The sequence below is a fragment of the Aquimarina addita genome (assembly GCF_039539305.1).
Lineage (GTDB): Bacteria > Bacteroidota > Bacteroidia > Flavobacteriales > Flavobacteriaceae > Aquimarina > Aquimarina addita.
Genome location: NZ_BAABCW010000031.1, coordinates 1 through 15,407, shown reverse-complemented (window position 1 = coordinate 15,407; position 15,407 = coordinate 1). Strand labels below are relative to the sequence as shown.

Genomic DNA, 15,407 nt, shown 5'->3' with positions numbered 1-15,407 from the left:
AATAATTCAATACTCTGCTCAAAACGATTATTACAAAAATCTAATATCTAAACACAACATAAGTAGATTTCGATACATATCATTTTTCGTTCTTCCTGAACTTTGTACCAAACAAAAAAGCACAATTATGAAAATTATACTTGCAGGTTCATTAGGGCGTATCGGAAAACCCTTAGCACAACAATTAATTAAAGGTGGTCACACGGTCACCATTATCAGCAGCAATCCGGACAGAAGTAAAGATATAGAGGCTTTAGGCGCAATTCCTGCAATTGGCGCTTTACAGGACACTGACTTTCTTACATCCACTTTTACAGGTGCTGATGTGGTCTATACTTTAGTTCCCCCTGCAAATTATTTTAATCAAGACCTTGACTTGTACCAATACTTTTCAGAATTAGGGGATAGCTTTAAAAAGGCTATAGAGAATACTGACGTTAAACGTGTAGTAAACCTTAGCAGTATTGGAGCGCATTTAGAGAAAGGCAACGGAATTCTTGAAGGCACATACTATGTAGAACAAGTTCTCAATAGTCTGCCTGATGATATAGCCATAACTCATATTCGACCCGTTGAAATTTATTATAACCTCTTTCAATTTATTAATTTAATTAAGCATCAAAATATTGTAGGTAGTAATCTGGATAAAGATGATGTTAATGCTTGGGTTTCACCTAGAGATATAGCAGAAGCCGTAGCGGATGAAATCCTAAACATCAAATCAGGCCGTAACGTAAGATACATAGCAAGTGAAGAACTTACATATTCAGAGTTGGCCTCTACTCTTGGTACTGCCATAGGTAAACCAGATTTGCAATGGGTACAATTTACCGACAAGCAAGTTTTGGAAAGCCTAATTAATGTGGGAATGCAACCAGCCGCGGCAGAGAAAATGGTAGAAATGTATGCAGCTATCCATAGTGGTTTGCTCTATGAAGATTACAGGCAAAAAAGACCTAAAATTGATGGTAAGGTCAAAATGAAGGACTTCGCCCAAGAATTTGCGGTTATTTATAAAAATACCTAAGCCCTAAAAGTTCAAAAGAACTTGTTTTCTATTATTTAATTCAAAGAAATGCCAGATATAAATCCAGCTAAACCCAGCAAAGAAACCATTAATCAGATTTTAGAACATATGAGTGATGTATTTCGGAATTTACCACGTTCACCTATATTGCACAAGCCATCAGAAGCAGGTCTGGTTTACGAAAATATTTCATTTCCATCCATAGACGGTATACCTCTTGAAGGTTGGTTTATTCCTTGTAAAAATTCGGAAAAGGTCATTATTGCAAACCATCCGATGGGATTTACTCGTTCAGGACTGCCTGCGCATTTAGAACCCTGGAAATCTGTATGGTGTGCTAGTGGTAATGATTTTGAAGTCAACTTTATACCTGACTATAAAATTCTGCACGATGCTGGTTACAATGTGCTTGCCTATGACCTGAGAAATCACGGACATAGTTCCGCAGCAAATGGAGGTATTATCTCAACTGGAATCTATGAATCACGCGATGTACTGGGTTCTATAAACTACATCCGTAATAGAAAAGGCACAAATAAAATGAAAATTGGTCTTTTTAGTCGATGCTTAGGATGTGATGCTACCTTTTATGCAATGCAAAGTAATCCCGAAGTATTCAATCAGGTTAGCTGTTTGGTAGGCGCACAACCTGTAAGCGAAGAAATCATTCTTAGCAAACAGCTGTCATTGGCCGGTATTCCCAAAGAACGCTTGAAAGACCTTAATGAGTTAATAGTATTAAAAACCAGCCTAAGCATTGCAGAAAGAGATGCCAGAGAATGGGCAAAATCAGTATGTATCCCTACATTTCTTTATCAAGTAAGCGATGATGTACTGACTAGTCCGACGGATGTACAGACGATGTTTGATAACATTCCTTCAGAAGATAAACAATTACAATGGATACCCGATACTACCGTGCGATGGAACGGGTATTTAGAGTTTCAGAAACGTCCAGAACCAATGCTGGACTGGTTTCAAAAGCATATGCAATAACAATTTCAAAAATTTAATTATTATGAAAATATTATTTGTAAAAAAGAAACATTCAATTAAAATTCTTTTAGCCATAATTTTTGTTAGTTTCAATATCGGAGCTGTTTTTGCACAGTCAAAAACTGCAGAACCATCGAGTATTGATGAATTTGTGGAAAGCGAAAAAGAGAAGAAAATCATTCTTGAAAAACGTGAACTGTGGAGGCAAACCTTCGAATCCAAAAGTGTTGATAATATAATGAAATATTACACTGCTGATATATTATCTTATGACCTTATGGCGCCCATTCAGTTTGAAGGCGAATCTATGTGGCGAGATAATTGGGTCAATTTTTTCAATACCTTTGAGGGTAGCATTCAATTAACTTTTGAAGATTTAACGGTGTTTCAATCTGGAGACTTGGCAACGATACGAGGTCTTACAAGACTACAAGGAGAAACCGCTACGGGACAAAACATAGATATGTGGACTCGCGAAACTAATGTAATGCGTAAGATAAATGGCGAATGGTTAATTGTTCACGACCACGTTTCTGTACCTATGGATTTTGTAACAGGTAAAGCTTTAATTAATTTAAAGCCAATCAAAAAAAAATAGTATATGCAACCTATACGATTCAAAACAATCGCCCAGTATCATAAGTTTAGAAATCTTGAAGGACCAACACATCCCCTGATAAGTATCCATCGTATCGAGGATATTAAGAAACTAAACGATGATGAGCCCAAACGCTTAATTCAGGATTTCTATATGGTTGCGCTTAAGCATAATGTAAATGCAACAATGCAATACGGGCAACAAGAATATGATTTTGAAGAAGGCGCATTAATTTTTTTAGCACCCAATCAACTATATGCTATCCAAGCTGATAGCGACTTGACTCACACAGGATGGTTGCTGCTTATTCATCCAGATTTCTTTTGGAATACCTCATTGGCTAAGAACATTAAAAACTACGAGTATTTTGATTATGATATTAACGAAGCGTTACATCTTTCAGAAAAAGAAGAAAGGACAGTTATAAACATCCTGCAAAATATTGATGAAGAATGTAGTACGAATATCGATAAATTTAGCAAGGCTGTAATTATATCTCATTTAGAAACCCTATTAAACTATGCCGATAGGTTTTATCACAGGCAATTCATAACTCGGGAAAAACAAAATCACGAAATATTGGTTCGTTTGGAAAAATTACTTTCTGACCATTTCAAGGACCCAAAAGAATCAATCAACGGTGTAATTACGGTAACGGATATATCAGCTTCGCTAAATATATCACCTAATTATTTGAGTGGCTTGCTTACTGTATTAACAGGAAAAAGTACCCAACAACATATTCACGATAAACTGATAGAAAAAGCAAAAGAAAGGCTGGCAATAAGTGAATTGTCCATAAGTGAAATCGCTTATGAACTAGGCTTTGATTATTCCCAATCTTTCAGCAAATTATTTAAATTGAAAACGAATCTAACCCCTTCGGAATTTAGAAAGTCTTACAATTGATTATTTGAGAATTTTCTAACTTATACTAATCGTTAATTTAAACTTTATTATAGGTCGATTAATCTATATAAATAGATAGTTTTAATCCTTCGATTCGTGCTAGCCAGATTTACCATCCATTCCATAACTTCTTAAAATATTACTATTCTTCCGATTTTAATACTTATGATTTAATTAGGAACAAATACCTATCAAAGAAATCGGTTACTTCAGATACAAATACTCAAATAAAAGAGATTGCTCATAATATTAGAAACTGTCACAATAACCAAAAACTAAAACAAGAAAAATTATATCCGAAACAACAGGTAAAACTGTTCGAAATAGTCAATTTAATAAATGTTTCCAAAGGATTTAGGTTTCAGAAAACATAAAAACATGCCAAAACCGTATACAGCACCCTTTTGATTGATAAAGAAAAAACCCTAACAACAGGTTATTTATCTAAATGTGGTTACTTCAAAGCAAACCATAAACTTATGGGTTCTACTGGTTGGACTTCTAGTAGATCCAAAGATTTAGGTATTGATATTACAGTTATAATGCAAGAAAATAATGAACGTGTTATTTTAAATTATTATGACTTTAATCTTAATTCAGTAAAGCAAATAATTTACTTAGAATCAAAACCGTCTAATCTTGACAAAGGTTTGGTTTGGTTTTTTGTTTGCCCATATGCTAGCAAATGTTGCCGAAACTTAATATTTGTATGCAACAGGTTTATGCATCGAAGTAATTTAATTAATCCAATGTATAGTACACAAGCAGAAAGTAAGTACTGGCGTAAATTGTTTCAATTACAACCTAATATACCAACAACACAAAAGGTGTTAGACGAGCCTAAAAAGAAGTATTATAAAAAATATTACAAAGGCGAAATGACTAAACGATATAAAAAGCACATTAGCACTTTGGTTAAGTGGCGCAACAATAGAGAAGAACGCTCACAACTATTAATGAAGCAATACTAATTATTAATCTTAGATAAATGCCTAAACCTTTAACATTACCCTATTTATTTGATGAACGAAAAAACATAGGTGTATCAGATTTGATAAAGTGGAAGTACCTTAAAAAGGGAAGTGAAAAAAGTGGAATAGTAACGTGGCGCAATGGATATAATGAGATTACTAGTCGTATAAACATCAAAGTCATTTTTACAAATGATGAGCAAACTTTAAAACTTGACTATAAAAGTGAAAATGAAATTTATGATGTTACCATTTATTTAGTGTCAACACCGTCTAACTTAGGCAAAGGAAAAGTATGGTATTTTATATATCCCTATACAGGTAAAAGATGTAGAAAATTGCATTTGATTTACGGAAAATTTATTCATCGTTCTGCATTAAAAAGTGGACTGTATACAAAACAAACATATAGTAAAAAGTGGCGACAAATGGAAAAGGCTCATGGTTATTATTTTGATATTGACAAATACTATCAGCAATTATACAAAAAGCACTTTAAAAAGTATTACAAAGGCAAGCCAACTAAACGTTATTTAAGATTAATGCAGAGTATAGCAAAAGCAGAAAGTATTGACCATAGAGATATTGAGCGTTTAATGGTTTTTGGTGCTTAGTCCAAATAAAAGCATTGGAATATTATCAGATAAATACGTGATTGGGTTTAAAAATCAACTTTAGACTATTAAACTTTTACTGTCTTTTTTAATCTTAACGAATATTTGAATAAAATTTTTTAAGATAAAAAGTTATATATTTGGCGTAAATTTTGCTTATATTATTATATGAAATTTGGAATAACAAATAATCATAACAAATCAGGTTACAGCAATCAAGAAATAGAAAAGATTGGGAACACACTAATTTATCTAACTGAAAACGTTAATGGATTAACAAAAACTCAAGCACTAAAGTTCCTATATATACTTGACGAGTTTTCAATAAAAAAATTCGGAATACCTTTTATTGGACTGAAATATGAAGTTTGGCAATTTGGACCAGTTGCGCAAGATATATTCGTGGAATTAAATGAAGCGCAGCCGAAAATGTTAAAAGATTTTATTTCGGTTGAGTTAGATAGATATCAACACTATCAATTCTTTTATGTAAAAGCAGTTAAAGAATTCAATGATGATGAATTTACTGATAATGACATTAGCATTTTGGAGTTAGTTGTAAATAAATATAAAGGATTTTCTGCAACTGAATTATCAGAGTTAACTCATGAAAAAAATTCTTTATGGTATAATATAGCATTAGAAAACAATCTTTTAGAGCCTTTTAAGAATAACAGAAAAAGAACTTCCAATCATATTATAGATTTTTCAATAATTCTTGATGAAGAAAAAGAATTTATTTATAGAAGTTACATAGAAAACACTGAAATAAATAGGCATTATTATAATCAATAGATACTATTAATGTTTGATTTATTTAAAATACTTTACATAACACCTTTTTACTTCCCTAACGGACAATCTAGTCCTAAAAACAAATACTACATACCAATTTATATTGACAAAGATGAGATAGTATTTGCATTCCTACCAACAAGAACAATAAAAGTACCTAAGGAAAAAGCCACTCATGGCTGTCTAAACATTTCAAATCAAAATTATAGTTGTTATATTTTCAAAAAAGACATAGAGGTAACAGATTGTGGATTTTACTTTGATTTTGATACTTGTGTATATAGTTATCAACTCAATGAATTTTCTAAACAGATGCTTTCAGAGATCTACAAAGTCGAAGATGTTGATTTTGAAGTGATCGGCGAATTAAAGAAGTCCGAGAAAATAGAATTACTTAATTGTTTTATTAATTCGAGATATATCAAACGTAAAATAAAAAAAGCACTCATTTTAGAATTGGCTAATTTTTCATAAGAAATTAGAAATATTTACTAATGGTTGCTATATGGTTGCTATACGAAGTGCTAAAAAACAAAAAACCTCTTGAAAATCAAATGATTAACAAGAGGCTTCGTACTGAAGACGGGACTTGAACCCGTACGTCCTAATGGACATTGGATTTTAAGTCCAACGTGTCTACCAATTCCACCACTTCAGCTTGGTAGTTATCTCAGAGCGAAAGACGGGATTTGAACCCGCGACCCCCACCTTGGCAAGGTGATGCTCTACCCCTGAGCTACTTTCGCATTAATAAATAAACCTACAGTTCTTTATTATTGCGGATGCAAATTTAATATAATTACTATAATACCCAAGGCTTTTTTAGAAAAAGAATTAAAAAAATTATATTACAGATGCTTTCTTCCTGGTTAACATACGTTTAATCTCATTTAATTTCATCAACGCCTCTACAGGAGTAAGCGTATCTATATCAATATTGACAATTTCTTCTTTTATTTCTTCTAACAAAGGATCATCTAGATTAAAGAAACTTAATTGCAATTCGTCTTCTTCTTGTATCGCTTTTATTTTACCGCTTAACTCCTCACTGCTATGTGATTTCTCTAATTTTTTTAGCATTTTATTAGCCCGATGTAACACTTGTTGAGGCATTCCTGCCATCTTTGCTACATGAATACCAAAACTATGTTCACTACCCCCCGGTATTAACTTCCGAAGAAAAAGTACATTATTTTTTAATTCTTTAACAGATACATTATAGTTTTTAATCCGTTCAAATGTTTCGCACATTTCATTCAATTCATGATAATGAGTGGCAAACAGTGTTTTAGGTCTCGAAGGATGTTCGTGTAGAAATTCACTAATCGCCCAAGCAATTGAAATTCCATCATATGTACTGGTCCCTCTACCGATCTCATCCAGTAAAACTAAACTACGTTCTGATATATTATTAAGAATGCTTGCTGTTTCATTCATTTCTACCATAAAAGTAGACTCTCCCATAGAGATATTATCGCTTGCACCTACTCTGGTAAAAATCTTATCAACAACGCCAATAGTTGCCGACTCTGCAGGAACAAAACTGCCCATCTGTGCTAGTAAAACTATTAATGCTGTTTGTCTGAGTATGGCGGATTTACCACTCATATTAGGACCTGTAATCATAATCATCTGCTGTGCTTCCCGATCCAATATTACATCATTAGCAATATATTGCTCTCCTGGAGGTAATTGTTTCTCTATTACAGGGTGACGGCCATTCTTGATTTCTAATGCCTGAGAATCATCTATGAGAGGACGTACATATTGGTTTTCTTCTGCTAGCTGGCTAAAAGAGCACAGACAATCTAATTGACCAATTAATGTGGCATTTAATTGCACAGATTTTATATAGGCACTCATCCAAAGGATCAAATCATTAAATAATTGCTGCTCTAACGCTACTATTTTTTCTTCAGCACCAAGAATTTTAGCTTCGTATTCTTTTAACTCTTCAGTAATATAGCGTTCTGCACTTACTAATGTTTGTTTACGAATCCAGGTTTCCGGCACTTTATCCTTATGCGTATTTCTTACTTCTATATAATATCCAAAAACATTATTAGAAGCTATTTTTAAAGAAGTAATTCCCGTAGCTTCAGTTTCACGTTGCAACATTTTATCCAGATAATCTTTACCAGAAAAAGCTATTGATCGCAACTCATCTAACTCTTCCGTAAAACCATCTGCAATCGTCTTTCCTTTTAAAATATTAACTGGCGCTTCTTCATTCAGGGTTTCTTTGATCTTAGTACGCAATAATTCGCAATCGTGTAATGTATCTCCAATAACTTTTAATGCATCATTATCACTATGAGAGGCTTGTGATTTTATAGGTACAATCGCCTCCAAAGAATTTTTAAGTTGTATTACTTCTCTGGGGTTGACCTTACCCGTAGCTATTTTAGAAATCAGACGTTCTATATCCCCTATTTGTTTGATCTGTTGTTGGATTTTTTGTAGCAACTTTTTATGATCCAAAAAGTATTGCACTACCTCGTGACGTTTCTGAATTTCGGAAATATTTTTAAGTGGCAACGCTAACCAACGTTTTAAGGTACGCCCACCCATCGGTGAAATTGTCTTATCAATCACATCCAACAATGTAACTGCCTGAGAGGCATTCGGATTATACAGCTCCAGATTACGAATTGTAAATCGATCCATCCATATATATTGATCCTCTGCTATCCTTTGTATGGCAGTAATATGTTTTAATTTGTGATGTTGCGTTTCTCCCAGGTAATGGAGAATAACTCCTGCAGCAATAACTCCTTCTTGTAAATGATCAACCCCAAAACCTTTTAATGAAACTGTCTCAAAATGAGTATTTAATGTTTCATTCGCATAATCCGGCTTAAAAGCCCAATCTTCTAAAAAAAACGTATGAAAATCAACACCAAAATCTTCTTGGAAATTTTTCTTTTTCCCTTTGGTGATCAATACTTCACTTGGTCTGAAATTTTGTAATAATTTATCCATGTGTGCCACATCACCCTGAGCAGTAAGAAACTCTCCTGTAGACACATCCAGAAATGCAATCCCCACTTCTTTCTTTCCGTAATGTAAAGCACACAAAAAATTATTAGCTTTGCTCTGTAACACCTCATCATTAAGTGCAACACCCGGAGTGACCAACTCTGTAACGCCTCTTTTTACAATAGTTTTAGTCAGCTTAGGATCCTCTAATTGATCACAAATAGCAACACGTTCTCCTGCTTTTACTAATTTTGGTAAATATGTATTTAAAGAATGGTGAGGAAATCCTGCTAATGCTGTTTCTTGTTCACTACCATTACCTCTTTTTGTTTGTACGATGTTAAGTATAGCTGCGGCTTTTACTGCATCTCCCCCAAATGTTTCATAAAAATCCCCTACCCTGAACAATAATAATGCATCAGGATATTTAGCTTTGATCGCATTATATTGCTTCATCAAAGGAGTTACTTTTTTATCTTTTTTTGCTGCCAAAAGAATCTGATTTTAGGTGTCGGGCTAAAGTAAGGTTTCTTCATTTTTTTATAAAATATTGCTAAAAGGAGTTATTTTTTTTTATTCACAATCATACATAATATTTAACATCTTTTCGAAAAGAAGAAAACAGTATAAAATTTTACACTAATCGCATAATTCTACCATGTCTTCCTATTATGTTGTAGTGATATATTTTATATTACATATTCATTAATAAACTACTTCGATCACAAAGCTGTATGAGATATTCAAATAAGACCGCTTTGCTACAAGAATCAGGAAACAAGACTCCTTTATCCTAATCCTATACACTACTCGAAGCAAATTTTCCAGTAATTCTACTTATTAATAACCTTCCTAAATTAAAACCTTTTTCTATTAGCATCAATCCCTTACTAACTATCTCTATAAAAGATTTACCGCAGCTGTCAACCCAATAAACATCTATTAACCGTGCACAAAGTTTTACTAAGGTTAGGCAAACTTATGTTAATTAGTATTTTTGCAAGGATGAAAAAAAATAGAAAGCTAAAAAATAGCGAACTCGATCGCAAAACTGTGGCAGAATTTAAAGCCGCTGAGAAAACACCTTTAATTATTATATTAGACAATATAAGAAGCCTTAATAATATTGGTTCTGTTTTTAGAACTGCGGATGCTTTTTTAATAAAAAAAGTTTATCTCTGTGGTATTACAGCTACACCTCCTCATAAAGATATTCATAAAACAGCTCTTGGCTCGACTGAAACCGTAGATTGGGAATATAGGGAAGATACGTTAGTGCTTGTGGAAGAACTGAAAGCTAAACATATACAAATCGCATCCATTGAGCAAACTGAAAATGCTGTCCAATTAGATAAGTTTCATCCAGAAAATAACCAAACGCTTGCCATCATTTTTGGTAATGAAGTAAAAGGGGTGCAGCAAGATGTAGTTTCTGCTAGTAATATTGCCATAGAAATACCGCAATACGGAAGTAAACATTCATTAAATATTTCAGTTAGTGCCGGAGTAGTACTTTGGGATTTATTTTGTAAAACCAGATAAGGTATTCAAAATCCAGATATAATCTTCACGATTATTTATAAAATCCCGATCTGAAATATCAATAACCGTTGCTTTACAATACGATTGAGATTTCATAAATTGCAAATATCCTTTATTGATTTTTTCCAGATAATGTGCAGGAATCTGTTGCTCATAAGCTCTCCCTCTATTTTTTATATTTTCCAATAAACGTTCTGTATTTTGGTATAGATACACGTATAAACCAGGTGTAGGTAACTCTCTGTACATAATATCAAACACTTTTTTATATAATAGATATTCTTCTGGTTGCAAGGTGACCTGTGCAAAGATTAATGATTTAAATACGTCATAATCACTGATTACAAAATCCCTAAACAAATCAAGTTGAGCAATATCATCTTGCAGTCTCTGATACCTATCTGCCAAAAAAGACATTTCTAAAGGAAATGCATATCGTTCCATATCCTCATAAAACTTAGGTAAAAAAGGATTGTCAGCAAATCGTTCTAGCACTAATTTAGCATTAAACTCCTGAGCAATTAATTGCGAAAGACTTGTTTTGCCAGCACCGATATTACCTTCTATAGTGAGATATTGTAATGTGGATATTGTATATTTTTTCTTAGGATTCACCAAGTGTTCTTTTACCCTAGTAACTGCAGATTGATCGGTTGTGTTTTGTAATAACTCTTCAACTGTTTGCTTTAAAATAGGATGATATTCATCACCTGCTATTTCTGCCATCGGCATCAACACAAACTTCCTGTCTTGCAAACGCGGATGTGGCGTCACTAAATGATCCGTCTTTATAATTCCTTCTGAGGAAAAAATGATATCCAGATCTATCGTTCTGGAAGCATATCCTTCTGTATTTGGTCTGCTTCTACCCAACCCGTTTTCAATTGCTAAAAGCTTATGCAGCACTGTTCTGGTAGTATAAAAAGTCCGCACAGAAATACACGCATTATAAAAATCATCGCTATCAAAACCCCATGCAGTTGTTTGGTAAACCTTAGAAACAACAATAACATCGCCTATCGTATTATAAATAGCAGATATTGCTTGCTGTAAAAAACCTAATCGATTTCCTATATTACTTCCTAATGAAATATGTATGAAATTTGATGTTTTCAATATTGATTTCTTTTTTTTAATCAGAACTTCTTATTTTTAACCAGTATTCGGAATTCGCACTCTTTAATAAAGTAAGAAAGCAAATTAAGTAAAACAAAACTACTTCATCCTAATTTTGTCTGAAGTATTATCAACCATATATTTTGAGAGAAACCAAATTGAATCTTACAGACAAAATAATTGTTTATAAAATATACCTGATACTCGGGGCGCTTTTTATCGCATCACTGGTGGCTTCAAATCTGATTTTTCAGAAATTTTTTCATTGGAATTTTTTTGACATTTACATTTTTGAGATTTCAGTAGGAATACTCCCATATCCTATTACTTTTTTGATTACCGATTTAGTGAGCGAAGTGTATGGCAAGAAAAAAGCAAATCAATTAGTCACAGCTGGTATTTTTGCCTCTCTTTTTTCACTCGTTATCATTTATGTAGCATCTGCGGTACCTGCGACTACTTGGTCTCCTGTTAATGACACAACATTTACTCAGGTTTTTGGTGGAACTGCTATTGCAGTTTTAGCTTCTATGCTAGCCTATTTATTTGCTCAATATATCGACATACAAGTTTTTCATTTTTGGAAAAAACTAACTAAAGGAAAACATTTATGGATACGGAATAATTTTTCGACTTTCTTTTCTCAATTTGTAGACACAGCCACCGTATTACTATTACTATGCGCTACGGGAATTATAGAATGGAATAGATTTGGTAAATTATTAGAAAATGGCTTTCTTTTTAAAATATTAGTAGCTCTTTTTGATACGCCATTACTCTATTTTGGTGTATTTTTATTGAGAAATAGATTTAAACTAAAACAAGGCGAAGAATTAGTATTAGAACACTAATACCTATACCTTTTATAACCAACTGTTAACAAAAAAGTAGCAACATACCTGTTAGTAATTCGTTACTTTGTATAAAAGCTCAAAGAAATGATCAAGAAAATTCTAAAAATCGTAGGGATATTTATTGTAGTGCTGATTATTGCGCTTATCTCCTTACCATTCATATTTAGCGGTACTATTAAAGATAAAATACGATATCTGGCAAATGAACATGTAAACGCTAAGGTAGATTTTGCTGATGTAGATATTAGTTTGATTCGTAGTTTTCCTAAAGCATCGGTTATTATTGATGAATTGTCCATTATCAATTATGCTCCTTTTGAAGGAGATACGCTAGCATATGCAAAAAAAATAGCATTAGATATGTCTATTAACGAATTGTTTAAAGATGCTTCTGAAGCTATAGGAGTGCAACGAGTTGTTATTGATGAAGCTACCATAAATGTAAAAACTGATTCTTTGAGTAATGTAAATTATGATATTGCAAAAGCAGAAACCACAACACCTGAAACAAGTACAGAAGAAAGTAGTTCTTTTGCTTTCGAATTAGAGCATTATGAAATAAATAACAGTAAATTATTATATCAGGATGATGTAAGTAAAATAGCTCTATTAATGACAAATATTAACCATAGTGGAGATGGAACATTATCAGGAGAAAAAATATTGTTAGATACAGAATCCAGCTCAGAAATTTCGTTTTTGATGGACGGAACCAATTACCTCAATAAACACAAGCTACGACTAGATGCAAATTTAGAACTGGATATGGAGAATCAACGATATGCATTTAAAGAAAATAAGGCATTCATAAATCAGCTTCCCTTAGAATTTGCAGGTTTTGTTCAATTGGATGAAAAATATACTGATATAGATATAAGTTTTAAAACACCCACTTCAGATTTTAAAAATTTCTTAGCCGTAGTTCCTGCCGAATACGCTAAAAACTTGGATGGCGTGCAAACTTCAGGAGATTTTTCTATAGATGGTGTTGTAAAAGGAAAAGTAGACGACACCCATATTCCTATGATGGATATCAAAATAGCATCCAATAATGCTTCATTTAAATATCCTGATCTTCCTAAAGGCGTTCAGAATATAGTCATAGACACTCAGATTAAAAATGACACCGGTCTAATGGATGATATTTACGTGTTGCTGAACACGCTAACTTTTAAAATTGATCAAGATACCTTTGCTGCGAAGGGGAGTTTAAAACATGTTACCCAAAACATGCTGGTTGACATGGCAATCAATGGAACCTTAAATCTTGCTAATCTTGAAAAAGCATACCCCTTAGAACTAGAGGAACAACTAAACGGTATTCTCAAAGCAAATATTAAGACTAATTTTGATATGCAATCTTTAGAAAAAGAGCAATATCAAAATGTAAAAAGTTCTGGAAATGTAAGTATCGATAACTTTACTTATGCTTCACCAGAGCTACCTAATGAAATTAAGATTGAAAATGCCAATGTAAGTTTTAAACCAGAAACCATTACACTTGATAAAATGAAAGTGACTACTGGCACATCGGATCTTACCGCAGAAGGTGCTATTAATAATTTGATGGGGTTTTTATTTACAAAACAAAATCTCAAAGGAAATTTTACCGTAGCATCTCAGGTATTTGCAGTAAGTGATTTTATGGTAGCAGGAAACGAAACTGCAGAGGAACAAACCACTGAAAAAACACCAAGCGAAGCGTTACAAATTCCATCTTTTCTTGATGCAAATTTAAATTTTAGTGCTAACAAGGTATTATATGACAACTTAGAATTGCAAAACACAAAAGGAAGTGTAGTAATTAAAGACGAAACAGCTTCCTTGAAAAATGTAACTTCTAATCTACTAGGAGGAGGAATCGCATTTGACGGCAATGTTTCTACAAAATCAGCAATTCCTACTTTTAATATGAATATGGATCTTAGCAAAATTGATATTGTAAAATCCTTTGCAAGCCTAGAATTATTAAAAGGGTTAGCACCAATAGCGCAAGCCTTGACAGGAGCGTTGTCTACAAAAATGACTCTTGCCGGAAATCTCACAAATGATCTTACACCTGTATTAACATCATTAAAAGGGAATGCTTTAGCTAATATTCTGAATGCTAAGGTAAGTACTGCGCAAACACCATTATTAGCAAAATTAGATAATCAGATAAACTTTATTGATTTAAACAATCTGGATCTAAAAGATATACAAACGGCTCTTACTTTTGATGATGGGAAAATCAATGTCAAACCTTTTGATATTGATATCAAAGGAATTAAAATTACAGCAAGCGGTAGTCACGGTTTTGACATGAATATGGATTACAATCTTGCTATGGACGTACCTGCAAAATACTTAGGAAAAGATGTAGGTGGTATCTTATCACAGTTGAATGAAAAAGAAGTAAGCGAAATGACCGTTGCACTCCCTGTCGGTATAACAGGAAATTTCTCAAATCCAAAAGTAAGTTTAAACACGGGAGACGCTGTAAAAGCATTAACACAACAGATCGTTTCTAAACAAAAGGACAAAGTAAAAGATAAAATTACCGATGAAGGAACAAAAGTGTTGTCTGGTTTGTTAGGAGGAAATAGTAAAGATGAAGACACTACCAAAACAACAACAGAAAAGCCAGAAGAAAAATTAAAAGACGCAGCTAAAAATATATTAGGTGGATTCCTTAATAAGAATAAAAAGAAAGATACCACTGATAATTAAGTGAATTATTAATACCTATTGATTTCATTGTAAAGAAGTAACGCTATAAAGAAACAGACAGCATGTTGATCTTTATTAAAACTTCTGTTATAAAGGTAATATATCATAAGTAAGTCATCAAAATTCAAGAATGAGCATCATCAAATCGTAAAGTAGATTGAAAAACAAACGAGGCTGTCTAAAAAGTAATTTAGGCAGTCTTTTTATTTTGTATATTTTCAGATTTTAATTGTTAATTGTAAATTTTAGCGAAGATTTATGGGATTTTATAAAAGCAAGTTAGCTTTTATAAGGCTA

The 15,407-nt window shown here is 32.8% G+C and carries 13 protein-coding genes and 2 tRNA genes; 11 read left to right on the top strand and 4 right to left on the bottom strand.

The window, feature by feature from the left end; translation table 11 throughout:
- The first annotated feature begins 127 nt into the window (after nucleotides 1-127).
- The 8 genes from ABD816_RS21140 to ABD816_RS21105 all read left to right on the top strand — a co-directional run bounded on the left by ABD816_RS21140 (nucleotide 128) and on the right by ABD816_RS21105 (nucleotide 6,384).
- On the top strand, nucleotides 128-1,027 hold the full coding sequence (locus tag ABD816_RS21140; RefSeq protein ID WP_344930821.1) for an NmrA family NAD(P)-binding protein: 900 nt from the start codon (nucleotides 128-130) through the stop codon (nucleotides 1,025-1,027).
- A 48-nt stretch (nucleotides 1,028-1,075) separates the two neighbouring features.
- Nucleotides 1,076-2,023 carry an alpha/beta hydrolase gene (locus ABD816_RS21135; RefSeq protein ID WP_344930820.1) on the top strand — a complete coding sequence of 316 codons (948 nt, stop codon included), beginning with the start codon at nucleotides 1,076-1,078 and terminating at the stop codon, nucleotides 2,021-2,023.
- A gap of 22 nt (nucleotides 2,024-2,045) precedes the next feature.
- Nucleotides 2,046-2,621 (top strand): YybH family protein, encoded by a 576-nt coding sequence (locus tag ABD816_RS21130; protein ID WP_344930819.1) that lies wholly within the window; start codon nucleotides 2,046-2,048, stop codon nucleotides 2,619-2,621.
- A gap of 3 nt (nucleotides 2,622-2,624) precedes the next feature.
- On the top strand, nucleotides 2,625-3,530 hold the full coding sequence (locus tag ABD816_RS21125) for a helix-turn-helix domain-containing protein (protein WP_344930817.1): 906 nt from the start codon (nucleotides 2,625-2,627) through the stop codon (nucleotides 3,528-3,530).
- A 404-nt stretch (nucleotides 3,531-3,934) separates the two neighbouring features.
- Nucleotides 3,935-4,501: a hypothetical protein gene (locus ABD816_RS21120; protein WP_344930815.1), complete on the top strand. Its 567-nt coding sequence runs from the start codon at nucleotides 3,935-3,937 to the stop codon at nucleotides 4,499-4,501.
- A 17-nt stretch (nucleotides 4,502-4,518) separates the two neighbouring features.
- Nucleotides 4,519-5,115 (top strand): hypothetical protein, encoded by a 597-nt coding sequence (locus ABD816_RS21115; protein ID WP_344930814.1) that lies wholly within the window; start codon nucleotides 4,519-4,521, stop codon nucleotides 5,113-5,115.
- Nucleotides 5,116-5,283: 168 nt separating this feature from the next.
- Nucleotides 5,284-5,910 carry a Panacea domain-containing protein gene (locus ABD816_RS21110; protein WP_344930812.1) on the top strand — a complete coding sequence of 209 codons (627 nt, stop codon included), beginning with the start codon at nucleotides 5,284-5,286 and terminating at the stop codon, nucleotides 5,908-5,910.
- Nucleotides 5,911-5,919: 9 nt separating this feature from the next.
- Nucleotides 5,920-6,384, top strand: coding sequence for a hypothetical protein (locus ABD816_RS21105; protein ID WP_344930810.1), 465 nt, complete (start codon nucleotides 5,920-5,922; stop codon nucleotides 6,382-6,384).
- Nucleotides 6,385-6,484: 100 nt separating this feature from the next.
- On the opposite strand, the gene ABD816_RS21100 is transcribed toward ABD816_RS21105, so the two are convergent.
- The 3 genes from ABD816_RS21100 to mutS form a co-directional block, all read right to left on the bottom strand.
- Nucleotides 6,485-6,568 (bottom strand) — tRNA-Leu (locus ABD816_RS21100).
- 16 nt (nucleotides 6,569-6,584) lie between these two features.
- Nucleotides 6,585-6,656: transfer RNA gene (locus ABD816_RS21095), tRNA-Gly, on the bottom strand.
- 97 nt (nucleotides 6,657-6,753) lie between these two features.
- Entirely contained in the window at nucleotides 6,754-9,345 is a 2,592-nt protein-coding gene (gene mutS, locus ABD816_RS21090; protein WP_344930844.1) for a DNA mismatch repair protein MutS, read from the bottom strand.
- A gap of 549 nt (nucleotides 9,346-9,894) precedes the next feature.
- Between mutS and ABD816_RS21085 the strand changes: the two genes are divergently transcribed.
- Nucleotides 9,895-10,431, top strand: a complete 537-nt coding sequence (locus tag ABD816_RS21085) for an RNA methyltransferase (protein WP_344930842.1) — start codon at nucleotides 9,895-9,897, stop codon at nucleotides 10,429-10,431.
- Here ABD816_RS21085 and folK read toward each other — a convergent pair.
- Nucleotides 10,411-11,547, bottom strand: a complete 1,137-nt coding sequence (folK, locus tag ABD816_RS21080) for a 2-amino-4-hydroxy-6-hydroxymethyldihydropteridine diphosphokinase (protein ID WP_344930809.1) — start codon at nucleotides 11,545-11,547, stop codon at nucleotides 10,411-10,413. The two genes, ABD816_RS21085 and folK, sit on opposite strands and share 21 nt — an antisense overlap.
- Before the next feature lie 143 nt (nucleotides 11,548-11,690).
- Here folK and ABD816_RS21075 point away from each other — a divergent pair, with 143 nt between their 5' ends.
- Nucleotides 11,691-12,398, top strand: a complete 708-nt coding sequence (locus ABD816_RS21075) for a queuosine precursor transporter (RefSeq protein WP_344930807.1) — start codon at nucleotides 11,691-11,693, stop codon at nucleotides 12,396-12,398.
- 87 nt (nucleotides 12,399-12,485) lie between these two features.
- On the top strand, nucleotides 12,486-15,110 hold the full coding sequence (locus ABD816_RS21070; protein ID WP_344930806.1) for an AsmA family protein: 2,625 nt from the start codon (nucleotides 12,486-12,488) through the stop codon (nucleotides 15,108-15,110).
- Nucleotides 15,111-15,407 lie beyond the last annotated feature (297 nt).